The sequence below is a fragment of the Paenibacillus sp. JNUCC 34 genome (assembly GCF_058269055.1).
Genome location: NZ_CM177770.1, coordinates 4,897,120 through 4,912,283 on the forward strand (window position 1 = coordinate 4,897,120; position 15,164 = coordinate 4,912,283).

A 15,164-nucleotide genomic window follows, 5' to 3' on the forward strand; every position below is an offset into this window, starting at 1 on the left:
CTTGAATATAGCGCTTGTCGGAATAAGCATCAAATCCCGGGATTCCTTTCAGGACAAGGGCCCGCGGACTTTTCTTTAAAGGTAGGTTTACACTTTTTCAGTAGGGCTCCCTTCACGGCAACTCCGCTTGCGAATCATAGAATTCATTACAATATAGTGTAAACAAAACTTGAAAGTAAAATATTGCAGAATAACGCAAGCTGCGGCAGGTCAGAAATACCGTTCAACCAAAGATTTGGCATAGATGATGCAGTTCTCAAGCGTAGGAAAGTTCATGATTTCCCCCGCAAAATAAATGCCGTATTTTCCCTGCATATGTTCAAGCTGTGTATAGAAGCCTCTCTGGAGGGCGTCCGTGTCCACATGGGGAAAGTGATTCCAGCACTTCATCATGTAAAGCCGGATATTTTCTCCCCCCAGACTGGCAAGCGTAGCCTCGATGCTCTCCCGCATTTCGGAATCACTCATGCTTTCGCTTTCCGCCACATATACGGTGATCAGATCCGTCTCTGCCAGATCCGCCCATCTGTAATACCAAGCCATCATTTGGCCCTTGCGTCCTGGTCCCATATTGCCCGGAATGTAACCTGACAGCTTCGGCATGTTGTCAACCCTGTAGGCGTAAACGCGGAACCGCTCATAAATAATACTCTCCAGCAGCTTACGGTCTTCGTGAGCCATATCCACCTTGTCTGGCAAATCCCGCAGTGAGGCTGTATAAATTACTTTGTCAAAGTACAGCGTTCCTTGATCGGTTTCAACCCTGACTCTGCCTGGCTCTTCCCTGTTAATACGATTCACCCCGCACGTAAGCCGCAGATCCGAAGCCTGATCGCCCATGCGCTTGACAAGCTCCGTTACCCCTTGGGGCCAGGAAATCATATGGGTGATTTCAATGAATGACATGAGGTTATCGTAATTAAGCAGCTTCATAACATAAGCCGCCGGGACCTCATCGATGCTACCAAAACCAAATGCGCTGAAATAATGCATAAACACCTGTTTGAGTACAAACAACCCGTTCTCATCACACCAGGCGGCAAAAGGCTTGCATAGCTCCAGCGGAATATTGGCAAACCCCGGGGCTTTAATGAATCCATAGCGACCCAGCAGCTCCGGAAGATGTTTGAACTCTTTGGCAAAGTCCGACAGCTGCTCTACAGGAATTTGCGAGGTTGTATACCCGTCCCTGTTGAAAAATCCACGATCCAGCAGAGGGCCCTTATCCTGCAGATCAAACTCCTCCATTAGCTTCATCGTCATTTTGTATGACGGCAGACCAATCAAGGTGCCCATTTCATAGGTTTTCCCCTTGTACTCGATCGAGTGGCATTTGCCGCCAACCCGGTCCCCTTGTTCCATAATCGTCACGTGGCGGTAACCTTTCTTGCCCAATTCATAAGCGAGGGTCACGCCGGAGATTCCCGCACCTACGATCCCGATTTTTTCACCGTCCCTGATCATATCCCTCATCTCCTTGTATACAACCAGAGTGGCAATGGCCCCTGTACCCCTCTGAAATTAAGCACAATGTCAGAAGGGATCTTACCTTGGTTACTCCCCTCCTCGAGAGGACGGATGTAGTTATAGTAATTCATGTATTCATTTAAGCGCTGCTCCAGCGTGTCAAAGGAATCTATTCTTCCCTCGTGCCAAACCGGTTTATAAAATTCTTTTCCCAGAACCGTAGTGAATTCATGCAAAGGCTGAAATACCTCGGGATGATCGGCACCAAAGGTAACGGAGTTAATGTTGTGCTTGTGCAGATATTCTGTATACATATGGTTTCCCCGCTCCCAGGCTGTCGAGAATTCCTGGCTTTTGTTGGTTACCAGATTATCGATCTCTAGATGAAAGGTTCTCAGCAATGGCATGATCTTAAAGCGCATAAAATCAATAAGCTGCATCGTTGACTTCTGATCGCACAGCTTCACCAGCGCTAGTCGCGAGTAGGAGTCCAAAATGATGTACTGATATAACTTCCCTACCTTCGGAAACTTGCCTATGTATTGGATGCTCTGAAAACAAATATAGCCGGGCCTCGCATGATCCGAATTGTTCATGTTGTAGTCCAGTGGGGTTTGCTGCTTCATCTGGTTTCCGGCAGAATTTGATTTTCCCCGGCTTGTTCTCTTCTTGGCTTTGATCTCCCTGGCGTATCGCTCCCGATCCTCTCTCCGGTTTAGCCCGTGTCTGCGTAGTACGTTATAAATGCCGGATTCCCCTGTCCGTACTCCTTCGTCCTGCAATTCATAATAGATCCGCTTGGGCCCATCCTGGGGAAAACGTGCCACATATTCCAAAATAATCTTTTCCGTTTTTCTATCCACCTGATTCGGCATCACCGGTCTGCGGGCCTTGCTGCCAAGTCCGGCCATTCCATCCTGCATATAGGCGTTATACCAGCGGTAATACAGAGTTCTGGAAATACCGAATTCCTTGCACGTCTTTGCCACGTTGTTACTTGTCATTCCGTGGAGGATAACCTGATACTTCTGGCTCTCGTTCAATCGCTTCGCCCCTTTCCCTGAACCGTCGTGCTTACTCTTATTGTAGTAAAGTAAGGGGCTTCAAACAGTAAAATGAGTTACATGTTTGTGACCCGTCGGATCATTTCAGGGCTTGCCCCGAAGCTAACAAACCATATTTTCCAGTAAATAAAAATAACTAGAATTACATGTTAAAATTGTTTCCAATCTTCTTCATCACTCGATATGATGGGGTATTCTACTAAAGTCACAATCCACGGCTGATTCTATTTCTATTAGGGATATGTAGGAGAATTAATGATGTATTTGGAATGCATAGAAGACAATTCGACAAAATTCAACAATAATTGTGAAATAATTCACAGGTAATAGAGCTGATGATATATTAAAATGAAGTGAACCTAAAAGACTAACGACTCAGACAGGGGAGGTAACCGTAAAAGATATGAAGTTCGGAGCATGAAGGCGAAGCTCACCTCCTCCACTTCACATTTTCTCCGTTACTCCCTTCTTTTTTGTTGGGTTCTTTACGTTCATCTAGATAACAGACATATAAAAGCGGAGGGTCAAACATGAAAAAGAACGTAGCAACAACGCTTATTCTCGTTCTCTCTCTTATGCTCGCAATCGTGGGATGCGGCAACGGCAACGAGAGCCAGAACCAGAGTCAGAGTCCGAGCAATGACAAAAAAGAAGAGACCAAAGAAACGGAAGCCGTTTCGGGAGCGTCTCAAGCCGGCTACACACCGATCGATCAACTCAAAGATAAATATGATATCATCATTGTCGGTGCAGGTGGAGCTGGTATGTCTGCTGCACTTGAGGCAAAAGAAAAAGGCATGAACCCGGTTATTTTTGAAAAAATGCCGATGGCCGGCGGGAATACAACAAAATCATCTTCGGGTATGAACGCTTCTGAGACTAAGTTCCAAAAAGATCAAGGCATTAATGACAGCAATGATTCATTTTATGAAGAGACCTTAAAAGGCGGTCATGATACAAACGACAAAGATTTGCTTCGTTTCTTCGTTGATAATTCTGCAAGTGCAATCGATTGGCTGGATTCCATTGGGATTCGGTTGAACAATATCACGATTACAGGCGGTATGAGCGAAAAGCGTACACACCGTCCTGAAGATGGCTCAGCGGTAGGGCAATATCTTGTCAACGGCTTGCTGAAAAATGTACAAGAAAAAGAAATCCCACTTTTTGTAAACGCTAATGTAACGGAAATTACGGAACAAGACGGCAAAGTAAATGGCGTCAAAGTCATCTTCGACCAGAATGATGAGAAAAATATTGCAGCAGATGCTGTCGTTGTAACAGCCGGCGGTTATGGCTCCAATATGGATATGATTGCCGAGGTTCGCTCCGATCTGAAAGGTCTTGTGACAACAAACCAAGAAGGCAGCACCGGTGACGGCATCAAGATGATTGAAAAACTCGGCGGTGTAACGGTCGATATGGATCAAATCCAGGTTCACCCGACGGTGCAGCAAGATAATTCCTATCTTATTGGGGAAGTTGTTCGCGGTGAAGGAGCGATCCTCGTTTCCAGTGAGGGTAAACGTTTCGCAAACGAGCTGGACACTCGTGACAATGTCACTGCTGCAATCAATAAGCTGCCTGAAAAATCAGCTTATCTTGTATTTGATTCCGGCGTAAAGTCCCGTGCTACAGCGATTCAGCAGTATGAAAAAATGGGATTTGTTATTCAAGGGGATTCTGTCGAGGCTTTAGCAAAAGAAATGGGTGTTCCGGCAGATGAGCTCCAAACCACATTGGATACATGGAACAGCGCAGTGAAGGATAAAAAGGATGCCGAATTCGACAGAACAACAGCGATGGACAATGACTTGTCCGGCGCACCATACTATGCAATTAAAATCGCCCCTGGGATTCACTACACCATGGGTGGTGTGAAAATCAATACGAACACAGAAGTGTTGAATAAAGATGGCGAAGTCATTCCTGGCTTGTATGCAGCAGGCGAGCTTACAGGCGGCTTGCACGGCCAAAACCGGATCGGCGGCAACTCTGTTGCGGAGATCATTATTTTCGGTCGCCAAGCTGGTATCAAATCGGCTGAATTTATAAAAGCACAATAAGATATTATTTTTCAATCAGCAAACAACAAACGCTTGGGCTCATCATAGCCCAAGCGTTTTGTTGTTTATAACATGCTGCTATTGGGACGGCCGCAGAAAGCTCAGGCTTCATCCATATTATTCACTGCTATTCGTCCTGCAAGGCTGCTTGACGCTTGTAATGATCTTCGATTACCATGCAAGCCATCGCTTCAATCACGGGTACGATACGGGGGCAGATGCACGGATCGTGTCTGCCGATCGTTGCAATCTCCCGTTCGTTACCGTCTACATCGACTGTCTGTTGTGAGATAGAAATGGATGAAGTCGGCTTCACGACGACCCGGAACACGATGTCCGACCCGGTGCTTATACCACCGATGATCCCACCGGCATGGTTCGTCTGGAACCCCTCCGCATCCATCTGATCGTTGTGTTCGCTTCCCCGCATAGAGGCCGCTTGAAAGCCCGTCCCGAATTCAATGCCCTTAATCGCGCCAACAGACAACATAGCCTTCGCCAACTCAGCGTCCAGCTTGTCGAATACGGGTTCCCCCAGTCCCGCGGCGATGCCGCTAATTCGGCATTCGACAATACCCCCGCAGCTGTCGCCCTCTTCGGCTAGTCGTTCTATCCTCTCGATCATGCGCCCTGCCGCTTCGGGATCACACGCACGAACTGCATTCCGTTCGATGGCATCGGCGTCGAAATTCTCGCATCGGATGCCACCGATCTCAGTCGTATAAGCCAGGATCGAGACACCTCGCCGTTCCAGAAGCTTGCGCGCCACTGCTCCAGCAGCCACTCTCGCAGCTGTCTCCCTTCCCGAAGCTCTTCCACTGCCGCGATAATCACGGATCTTGTATTTCTTCTCATAAGTGAGATCTGCATGCCCGGGCCGGTAAATAGATTTGATCTGGTCGTAAGCTGACGGGATCATGTCCGTGTTATTAAGCATTATGCACAGTGGCGTCCCCGTCGTTCGCCCTTCGAAAAGGCCAGATAAAATGCGTATCTTATCGTATTCCTTGCGGGGAGTCGTAACTGAGGATTGCCCGGGCCTTCTTCGATCCATCTGAATCTGAACGTATGTCTCGTCCAGCTCCACGCCCGGCGTGACACCCTCCAAAATGACACCTACCGCTTCTCCATGGGATTCCCCGAACGTAGTCATTTTCAACCGCTCTCCGAACGTACTTCCTGCCATGTTCATTCCTCCCGAATATTTTGAATTCCGTCTCCTTCAGTTTAGAGGTATACTTGGAATAAATGAAATTGTAATATTAGAGATCTGTCATAGAGAGGATCGATAACAAATGATCGCAAACACAGAATGGTATCGAGTTTTCCTACATGCCGCTGAGACTTCTAATCTGACGAAAGCTGCGCAAAACCTCCATATGACCCAGCCTTCTGTGAGTTATGCCATCAAGCAGTTGGAAGAAGCGCTTGGTGTGGTGCTGTTCGACCGGTTATCCAAGGGCGTCCGATTAACACAAGAAGGTGAGGCCTTGTATCAACATGTCCGGCAAGCATTCGAAGAACTCGATTCAGCCGAGCGCCGGATGAAGAAGCTAAAGCAGTTCAGCGAAGGAAGGCTGAGGATTGGCGCGAACGGGGCAATCGTTAAGGACTTTCTTCTCCCCTTGCTCGACGGATTCCATGTCCGCTATCCCGACATTCGCATTCAGCTGTCACAGGAGCGGACAAGCAGCGTTTTGGAGCGCTTGAAGAAAGGCTCGTTGGATCTCGGTTTTGTCCACCTGCCCGTATCGGACGAAGAGATCAAAGTCATCGACTCCCATGCCTCGCCTTATTGCGCTGTGGTCGGAACGGCTTTCGCAGATTGGGCGAGAGAGCCCCTAAGGACTGAACAGTTGACGGAGCTTCCCCTCTTAATGCTATCCTCTGGCAGCTCGACGCGTTCCTTCATCGAAGGATGGTTCCGATCACAAGGGGTGGAAGCGGAAGCCGACTTCGAGTTGAACAGCCTGGACATGTTAGCGGAATTTGCCGAGCGCGGTTATGGAGCAGCATTCTTGCCACGAGCCTTTATCGCGTCCCGCATCTCGGACGGGTCCTTGCTAGAGCTTCGAACAGAAACTCCGTTACCGGATCGATATATCGGTATCGCTGTTCGGAAGCATTGGTCGCCCTCGCTAGCTGCAGGGGCATTTTTGGAGATGCTGCAGAAGAACTGACGATTTTTCGTCGAAATTCAACAACAGAAAGCGGCAGCCAGATGAACGGCTGCCTTTTCGTTTTTTATTGAACTATCGCTTCAGCAGATATAAGTTTCTCGCGCGCTACATAAGGTAATGGTTGATACTTCCATTGTTTCTACCTCGAGTCAGCCCTTTATAAACACAATCTTCACGCCAACCACCTGATCCTGTTCATTTACAGCTTTATATACTCCGTATGCACCGTCGCCTACGCCGGTACGAGATACGACACCGCCATCCAGGACGCCCGATTCTTCCCCGCTCTCGGTAATATCGCAGCAGGTGAGATACCATTCGCTCTCAGTATCTACATCACCTTGCCCGGCATCCGCATCAGGAATTCGGTATTGGCGGATATCAAAAATCCCGGCCTGCCCACTATCCACCCCAGCCACAAAAGGACACTTAATCCATTCCAGGTATTCTCCCTGTTCGGAAACAGAGTTGTGATACGCCGTTAACTTGGCGTTGGCTTCACCCCAATCCCTAACCTCGATTTTCTCCACTTCTCCAACCCATGTTCCATTCATTGCAGGTTCTAATACACCCATGATGATCGTGTTCTTATCCAATTCATAACAAGGATCGGCCACAACCAATTGTCCGGAATTCACTTCAAAATTGCCAAGTCGGATGATCAATGAGGATACCTCCCGTAACTGCGTATAGTTCATCTTATTTTATCACGCGTTCATATTCCAAATCCCTAGTTCAATCGTCATTACGAATCATCTCATAATCCTATAAACATTCCCGTTCAACTGCCCTTTTACCTTGTAAACATCCCCTACCGAAACAACGAGTTCTTCAATCCCCTTCACCAAAACTTCCTGCTCCAGCCCTTCCACATATATCGGAAAACATTTTTCGCCTGGATCATGCATAAACAACCGGTTTACCCGTCCAATTACAATATGCTCAGACCGTTCGCCAATGACGGTAAGCGGCTGAAGTGCCCCGCGTTCATCCTGTTCTTCTATTTTTTCAAACTCCAAAGGCATCCAGGATTTATGTTCCATATATAAGGAAACCACGAGCCGATCACCAACCCGGGTATGTTCCGAGTATCCGCCTTCCCTTACAAAGTCGCCTGGACAAAAATATTCAAACTGAAACGAATAATGATTCTGATCCTTGCGTACATGCAAATCCCTAACGTTTCCGCCCAACTTCACCTTGGTAATGACGCATGAAAATTTATCGTTACGTTCCAGGTGGGCCTGCCTCTCCGTTATTTTACGATCTAACCACTTGATATAATATTCGCTAAATGAATCACTAACCGGAAAAGTCCCCTGCCCATGACATGTATCAATGTAGTAGAGCTTGCCCGCATGGTCGCCTGACACTATCATGACGATATAATAACCGCAACCATCGTTATGCAGCGTAATCGTTCCGTGCAAAGCCTCCATAACCATCCGATCATATTCTTCATCTGCAAGATCTTCATCAATATTTTCAAAGCCATCGCCAAAATATCGATTGCAGCTCTCCAAGGAAAAGGGAAGGCTCATATATTCAAGTCCAATAGTGGTATTTAGACTGGATTCAATACAATCCTTCGCGCGCGATAGAGACAGAGGAAACGTTCTGTCATGATTGCCTTGTTTACCGCCATTTCCGATATGAAGCAGGAAATCTTTATAATCTTGTGGTAACACTACATTTGCCGTGGCTTCAAACTCCTCTATCTGATCCGCCGTTAATTGATCATTCAAAACATACGGACCATTTCCGTCATAGAGACTTTGATAATGCTCCAACATCTGTTCCACTCTTGTAATGAATTCACTCTTGCAGTTGATTTCGTTCATGCCTGCACCTCATTTTAAATTAATGGAGAATCATCTGAGTCATTACCGTTATTGAGGTCTAAAAAAGGGTGTGTTAAGATAAGAATAGAAATAAGGAGCAGCCGCCCGCTGCTCCCCAGTACAAACATCTTGAGCAGGACCTTCCTCCGAGATAAAAGCAAAGAAGAAAGTAACCCACTTTGGCGGTAAACCTTAGAAGTGGGTTACTTTCGTTTGTCGATGTAGGTCAGCAATGCCAGCAGGAAGATCCCGAAGGTTATCACTTCACCGAACGAAATGTTCATCGCACCACCCCCTTCACAAGGAGGAAATGCGCCCACTCAAGGTGTGTATGCACAATCCAAATTATAACATTATTTTGGGCTTGCCTAGAGAATTTCTTCTAAATATTTATAGTTGACGTATCTCTGTTCGACTTTATCGAATAATCCATAAGCCGCCGCCAGCAGAATGGCGGACCCGAGCGGGACCGGACTCTTCCGGTCTCGTTTTTTGGCGCGCTCTTCGCCTGACATGAACCGAAGGCCACTTCTCCCCCCTCGCTCCTTGCCTGAAAGCAACGCCTTTACATGACATGTTTCATGAAAATTTATCACAAACTGGAATAAATAGAGACGAGTTGGCATGTTTATAGAATGATAGGGTATACACCGATGGCCGCATCGATTCTGCTTCATCATCTTGCCTCCGGCCAGGTGGACCATTTCATATCAAGAGAGGGGTACGCTATGCGAATGAGACGAAAATCCATGCTGGCTGTGCTGTCACTATTACTAGTCATAAGCGCTTTTATGAGCGCTTGTGGCAGCAGCGGCCAAGGCACCGACTCATCCTCGCCTCCGGCGAAGAACAATGAAAAGCCCGCAGAACCGGCACCTGGCGGCGACAAAACCGAAGCGCCGAAGGAGCAAGTCTTCCGCTTCAATCTGCACTCGGACCCGCCGACGCTCGATCCCGGTCAGGCGCAAGACAACGTGGCATTCGCCGTGCTCAACGGACTGTTCGAAGGATTGACACGAAGCAACGAGATCGGCGAAGCCATTCCGGGCATTGCTGAGAAATGGGATATCTCCCCGGATGGAACCAAGTACACCTTCCATTTGCGGAAGGACGCGAAATGGTCGAACGGGGACTCCGTGACAGCGGGAGACTTCGAGTTCTCGTGGAAGCGGGTACTCGATCCGAAGATGGAGCCTGCGCCGCCGTACGCCTATCAGCTGTACTATATCAAGGGCGCGGAGGCATACAACACCGGACAAAGCGCCGACCCGAACTCGGTAGCCATCAAGTCTGTCGATGCCAACACACTTGAAGTCGAGTTGGAACACTCCACTCCGTATTTTTTAAGCCTTCTTGCATTCCAGACCTATTTCCCAGTACACTCCTCCGTCAAAGACAATCCGAAATGGGCATCTAACGCGAGTACTATTGTTTCGAACGGCCCGTTCAAAATCAGCGAATGGAAGCAGCAGAGCTCGCTGGAGATGGTGAAAAATGAGCATTACTACGATAAGGACGACATCAAATTCACCAAAGTGCAAATGTCCATGGTCTCCGACTCAGGATCGGAACTGAATATGTACGAGACCGACCAGATCGATTATTCAGGCATGCCGACCGGACGCGTTCCTAATGAGCAAATCCCAATCTTGAAGGAAACAAAGCCAGACGAACTGGAGATTAAGGGAATCGCCTCCAGCTACTACTATTTGTTCAATAACAAACAAGAGCCGTTCAACAACGTCAACATCCGCAAAGCGCTGTCGATGGCGATCGACCGCCAGCTGATTGTCGACAAGGTGACTCTCGGCGGACAGTTGCCCGCGTTTGGCATCGTTCCTCCCGGCATCGCCGGCGAGAAGGACGAATTCCGCAACGAGTACAAGGACGATTATTTCAAAGAAAATATAGAGGAAGCGAAGGCGCTGCTGCAAAAGGGGCTCAGCGAGCTGGGATTGTCCGCCATGCCTGAATTCACATTGGCTTACAATACCGATGAGAACCACAAAAAGGTGGCTGAGGCCGTCGCTGACATGTGGAGCAAAAATCTGGGTATCAAAGTGAAAATCGAGAACCAGGAGTGGGGCGTCTTCCTGAAAAATCGCACCTCGCTTAACTATCAGATGGCCCGGTCCGGATGGTCGACCGACTACAACGACCCGATGTCCTTCATCGATCTGTACATGACCGGAAGCGGCAACAACGACATCGGTTACAGCAACCCGGAATTCGACAAGCTCGTCCGGGAGGCGAAGCAATCGCTTGATAACAAGGAACGGATGGAATTGATGGCAAAGGCGGAGCATATGATGATCGAGCAAGATCAGGCCATTCTTCCGATCTACTACTACACGAACGTCGGGTTGAAGAAACCGTATCTCAAGAACGTGTTTATCGATTATCTGGGAATGATCAACTACAGCCGGGGTTACTTCGAATAACGACGCAGCTCGCGTCCTGTCCGGTATGAAGTCCGTTCGGGATGCACTTGGCCAAGTAGCCGGTGCGTCCCGCTTCTTCATATCCATGAAGGAATGAACCTGACTAGAAGGAGGATGCATCCATGATTCGGTACTCCTTGACCAAGCTGTTCTATCTCATCCTGTCGCTGTGGGTGCTGGCTTCCGTTACCTTTTTGCTCATGAAGGCCATTCCCGGCGATCCATTCATGTCGGAAAAAGCGGTTCCGCCGGAAATTCGCGCCCGACTGATGGCCCAATACGGACTGGATAAACCGCTGTATGAGCAATACTTCGTCTATTTATCCAACCTAGCGAAAGGCGATTTGGGCATTTCGATGAAAATGCTGGACCGCGAAGTCGGCCAGACGATTCGCGATGCCTTCCCCTATTCCCTGAAGCTCGGCGTCGTCTCGATTATCGTCTCTGTCGTCATCGGTGTCAGCCTGGGCATGATTGCGGCGCTGCGGCATCGTAAGCTGCTCGACTCCGCCTCGATGGTCATCGCCGTTCTGGGCGTATCGGTCCCCAGTTTTGTGCTGGCCTCCTTCTTCCAATATATTTTCGGCGTGAAGATGAAATGGCTGCATGTCGTCGGCCTAAACGGTCCGCTTGATTACATTATGCCGACCCTGGCGCTCTCCGCCCTGGCTATCGCTTTCATCGCGCGCCTGACGCGCTCGAACATGCTGGAAGTGCTCTCGGCCGATTATATTAAGACCGCCAAGGCCAAAGGCTTGTCCCGTGGCGCCATCATCCGCCGGCATGTGCTGCGCAACGGCATTCTGCCCGTTGTCACTTATCTCGGGCCACTTACGGCCAATGTCGTGACGGGCTCCTTCATCATCGAGCAAATATTCGGAATCGGAGGGCTTGGCAAAATATTCGTCACAAGCATCAGCAACCGCGACTACTCGCTCATTATGGGCATTACCCTATTCTACGGGCTGATTCTGATGTGCGCCCGCTTCATCACCGACATCGCGTACGGGTTGATCGATCCCCGCATTGCTCTTGTCTCGAGAAAGGAGAAGGCCGCATGACAATGTTCCATTCCCCAGCTGAAGAACGCCCTCTCGCTCCAGACGATTTCCGAAAGGCGGACGTCAGCGAACATGCGGCGGAAGCGATCGTACAGGAGAGCATATCCGCATGGCGTGACGCATGGCTGCGGCTGCGCGACAATCGGGTTGCCATGACGGGCCTTGTCTTCTTGCTGCTCATCATCGTCATGGCCATCATCGGCCCGATGCTGACGCCTTACGATTACTACTCCAATAATTTGGAGAATACGAATCTACCGCCTTCCACCGAGCATTGGTTCGGAACGGACGATCTCGGCCGCGACATGTTCGCCCGCACGTGGATGGGCGCCCGCATTTCTCTTATCGTCGGCTTCTCCGCCGCGGCCATCAATCTCGTCATCGGTGTTATCTACGGCGGCATCATGGGTTATGTCGGAGGACGGATCGACGAGGTGATGAACAAAATCTCCGAAATCATCTATTCCATTCCGGATCTGCTCGTGGCGATTCTGCTCGTTGTCGTCTTCGAACCGAGCCTGGGCACGATTATTTTGGCGCTGTGCGTGACCGGCTGGATCAATATGTCGTGGATCGTGCGCGGACAGATAATGCAGCTCAAAAATCAGGAATATGCCCTCGCCTCCCGTTCCCTCGGCTCGCCTCACATGCGCATTCTATTCCGGCATCTCCTGCCGAACGCGATGGGCCCGATTATCGTCACCTTGACCTTGGCAGTGCCGGCAGCCATCTTCAGCGAAGCCGTGCTGAGCTTCCTTGGCCTGGGCGTGCAATCGCCATCCGCATCGTGGGGGACGATGATTAACGACGCGCTGAAGGCTATGATTATTCATCCTTGGCGCCTTGCCTTCCCTGCGCTGTTCATCAGCTTGATGATGCTGTGCTTCAATCTGTTCGGAGACGGGCTGCGCGATGCACTCGATCCGAAGATGAAAAAATAAGGACAAGGAGGGTTCGCCCATGCAACGATTGCTCGAAGTCCAAGATCTTCGTGTCTCCTTTCACGTCCGCGGCGGCGAGGTGCAAGCGGTGCGCGGCATCGGATTCCATGTCCAGCCCGGCGAGGCAGTCGCCATCGTCGGCGAATCCGGCTGCGGTAAGAGCGTGACTGCCCAAGCGATTATGCGTCTCCTACCCCATCCTCCCGCCCGCATCCATCAAGGGGAGATCCGGTTCCAGGGAAAAGATCTACTGCGCATGAAGGAGCGGGAAATGCAGTCCATCCGGGGCAAGGATATCGGGATGATCTTCCAGGATCCGATGACATCGCTCAATCCCACGATGACGATCGGCCGCCAGATTACCGAAGTGCTGACAAAGCATCAGCACATGACAGCACAGAAAGCCAAGCGGCGGGCGATAGAGATGCTGGAGATGGTCGGCATTCCCCATCCGGCCTCTCGCTTCTCCCAATATCCGCATGAGTTCTCCGGCGGCATGAGGCAGCGGGCCATGATTGCCATTGCCTTGGCCTGCCGGCCGGCTCTGCTCATCGCAGACGAGCCGACGACGGCGCTCGACGTGACGATTCAGGCCCAGATTCTACGCGTGCTCAAGCATCTACAGCACGAATTTGGGACATCGATCATTTTGATTACGCATGATCTTGGTATTGTGGCGGATCTGTGCGACCGCGTCATCGTCATGTATGCGGGGCAAATCGTCGAATCCGGCACGAAACGGGAAATATTCAAGCAGCCGCAGCATCCGTATACCCGAGGCCTGCTGCGTTCCCTGCCGCGGATCGATCAGAGCAAGGATGAGCCTCTTGTGCCGATTTACGGCACGCCGCCCGATCTGGCCAAGCCGCCGACAGGCTGCCCGTTCTGGGCCCGCTGCAACGACGCGATGCGCATCTGCCAACAGCGGCAGCCAGAATCGACCGCCATCAGCGGGACCCACAGCGCGAGCTGCTGGCTGCTGCATCCGCTGGCACGGGAGGTGGCCAGATGAGCACTGAGCCATTGCTCCGGATCAACCGGCTGAGCAAGCATTTCCACCTTGGACGGGGCCGAACGCTGAAGGCCGTCCATGACATCAGCTTCACCGTCCGCAAAGGAGAGACGCTCGGGATGGTAGGTGAATCAGGGTGCGGCAAATCGACGACGGGACGGACGATCCTCCGCTTGTACGAGCCGACGGCCGGGGAAGCCTGGTACGGGGGGACGAATATTTATCGGTTGAAACAGCGGCAGATGAAGGCATTCCGCCGCGAGATGCAGATGATTTTTCAGGACCCGTACGCATCGCTGAATCCGCGCATAACCATCATGGACATTATCGGGGAGGCGCTGGACATTCATCGGCTGGCCGACAGCCGTTCGTCGCGCGGGAAGCGAGTCGAGGAGTTGCTTCATCTTGTCGGGCTCAATCCCGATCATGCCACCCGCTATCCCCATGAGTTCTCGGGCGGCCAGCGCCAACGCATCGGAATCGCCCGCGCGCTGGCGGTCGATCCGAAGTTCATTATTTGCGACGAGCCGATCTCGGCGCTGGACGTATCGATACAGGCCCAGGTCGTCAATCTACTGCAGGATCTGCAGAAGCGTCTTGGACTCACCTACCTGTTCATTGCGCATGATTTGTCCATGGTCAAACATATTAGCGATCGGGTTGCCGTCATGTATTTGGGGCAGATCGTGGAACTGGCTGACAGCGGGGCGCTGTATGCAGGGCCGCTTCACCCGTATACACGCTCTCTCATGTCTGCCATTCCCGTCCCCGATCCCGACATCGAGGCCGGCAAAGAGCGTATCGTGCTGAGCGGCGAACTGCCGAGTCCGCTGAATCCGCCGAGCGGCTGCTCCTTCCGGACGCGATGCCCATACGCGACCGAGACCTGCGCCGAGCGCAAGCCCGAGTTCCGGGAAGCGAAGCCAGGACATTATGTCGCCTGCCATCTGGCCTAGAGCTGCCGCAGGGACGCAGCAGAGGATATGGCAGAAGATGCTGCTTGGATGAATAAACCCGCGAAAAGCCTTGTAGAATCAGGCTTTTTCGCGGGTTTTTCGTCTTTTTCAAACGCTGCAAGGCTTCCCGTCTCA

13 protein-coding genes are annotated in these 15,164 nt (G+C 50.6%); 7 read left to right on the plus strand and 6 right to left on the minus strand.

Features of this window, described 5'->3' with window-relative positions; all coding sequences use genetic code 11:
* Positions 1 to 210: 210 nt before the first annotated feature.
* A complete protein-coding gene (locus tag AC2TF5_RS22925; protein ID WP_491299424.1) occupies positions 211 to 1,464 on the minus strand; it encodes an FAD-dependent oxidoreductase in 1,254 nt (417 codons plus the stop codon).
* Between the two features lie 5 nt (positions 1,465 to 1,469).
* Entirely contained in the window at positions 1,470 to 2,510 is a 1,041-nt protein-coding gene (locus AC2TF5_RS22930; protein ID WP_491299425.1) for a helix-turn-helix domain-containing protein, read from the minus strand.
* 551 nt (positions 2,511 to 3,061) lie between these two features.
* On the opposite strand from AC2TF5_RS22930, the gene AC2TF5_RS22935 reads away from it, so the two are divergent.
* Positions 3,062 to 4,597: a flavocytochrome c gene (locus AC2TF5_RS22935; RefSeq protein ID WP_491299426.1), complete on the plus strand. Its 1,536-nt coding sequence runs from the start codon at positions 3,062 to 3,064 to the stop codon at positions 4,595 to 4,597.
* A 127-nt stretch (positions 4,598 to 4,724) separates the two neighbouring features.
* Here AC2TF5_RS22935 and aroC read toward each other — a convergent pair whose 3' ends face one another.
* The gene (gene aroC, locus AC2TF5_RS22940; RefSeq protein WP_491299427.1) at positions 4,725 to 5,783 is read right to left on the minus strand and encodes a chorismate synthase; all 1,059 of its coding nucleotides are present in this window, start codon (positions 5,781 to 5,783) and stop codon (positions 4,725 to 4,727) included.
* 109 nt (positions 5,784 to 5,892) lie between these two features.
* Between aroC and AC2TF5_RS22945 the strand changes: the two genes are divergently transcribed.
* Positions 5,893 to 6,777: a LysR family transcriptional regulator gene (locus tag AC2TF5_RS22945; RefSeq protein ID WP_491299428.1), complete on the plus strand. Its 885-nt coding sequence runs from the start codon at positions 5,893 to 5,895 to the stop codon at positions 6,775 to 6,777.
* 149 nt (positions 6,778 to 6,926) lie between these two features.
* Here AC2TF5_RS22945 and AC2TF5_RS22950 read toward each other — a convergent pair whose 3' ends face one another.
* The 3 genes from AC2TF5_RS22950 to AC2TF5_RS22960 all read right to left on the minus strand — a co-directional run bounded on the left by AC2TF5_RS22950 (position 6,927) and on the right by AC2TF5_RS22960 (position 9,133).
* Positions 6,927 to 7,442, minus strand: coding sequence for a DUF4241 domain-containing protein (locus AC2TF5_RS22950; protein ID WP_491299429.1), 516 nt, complete (start codon positions 7,440 to 7,442; stop codon positions 6,927 to 6,929).
* Positions 7,443 to 7,529: 87 nt separating this feature from the next.
* Positions 7,530 to 8,618, minus strand: a complete 1,089-nt coding sequence (locus AC2TF5_RS22955) for an SMI1/KNR4 family protein (protein ID WP_491299430.1) — start codon at positions 8,616 to 8,618, stop codon at positions 7,530 to 7,532.
* A gap of 368 nt (positions 8,619 to 8,986) precedes the next feature.
* The gene (locus tag AC2TF5_RS22960) at positions 8,987 to 9,133 is read right to left on the minus strand and encodes a hypothetical protein (RefSeq protein ID WP_491299431.1); all 147 of its coding nucleotides are present in this window, start codon (positions 9,131 to 9,133) and stop codon (positions 8,987 to 8,989) included.
* A gap of 219 nt (positions 9,134 to 9,352) precedes the next feature.
* On the opposite strand from AC2TF5_RS22960, the gene AC2TF5_RS22965 reads away from it, so the two are divergent.
* From AC2TF5_RS22965 to AC2TF5_RS22985, 5 genes are all read left to right on the plus strand, one after another.
* Complete coding sequence (locus AC2TF5_RS22965; protein ID WP_491299432.1) at positions 9,353 to 11,059, plus strand: peptide ABC transporter substrate-binding protein; 1,707 nt, start codon at positions 9,353 to 9,355, stop codon at positions 11,057 to 11,059.
* A gap of 122 nt (positions 11,060 to 11,181) precedes the next feature.
* On the plus strand, positions 11,182 to 12,120 hold the full coding sequence (locus AC2TF5_RS22970) for an ABC transporter permease (protein WP_491299433.1): 939 nt from the start codon (positions 11,182 to 11,184) through the stop codon (positions 12,118 to 12,120).
* Complete coding sequence (locus tag AC2TF5_RS22975) at positions 12,117 to 13,061, plus strand: ABC transporter permease (protein ID WP_491299434.1); 945 nt, start codon at positions 12,117 to 12,119, stop codon at positions 13,059 to 13,061. Before AC2TF5_RS22970 ends, AC2TF5_RS22975 begins: the two co-directional genes overlap by 4 nt.
* 19 nt (positions 13,062 to 13,080) lie before the next feature.
* Entirely contained in the window at positions 13,081 to 14,073 is a 993-nt protein-coding gene (locus AC2TF5_RS22980) for an ABC transporter ATP-binding protein (RefSeq protein WP_491299435.1), read from the plus strand.
* On the plus strand, positions 14,070 to 15,029 hold the full coding sequence (locus tag AC2TF5_RS22985) for an ABC transporter ATP-binding protein (RefSeq protein ID WP_491299436.1): 960 nt from the start codon (positions 14,070 to 14,072) through the stop codon (positions 15,027 to 15,029). Before AC2TF5_RS22980 ends, AC2TF5_RS22985 begins: the two co-directional genes overlap by 4 nt.
* The last annotated feature ends 135 nt before the right edge of the window (positions 15,030 to 15,164 follow it).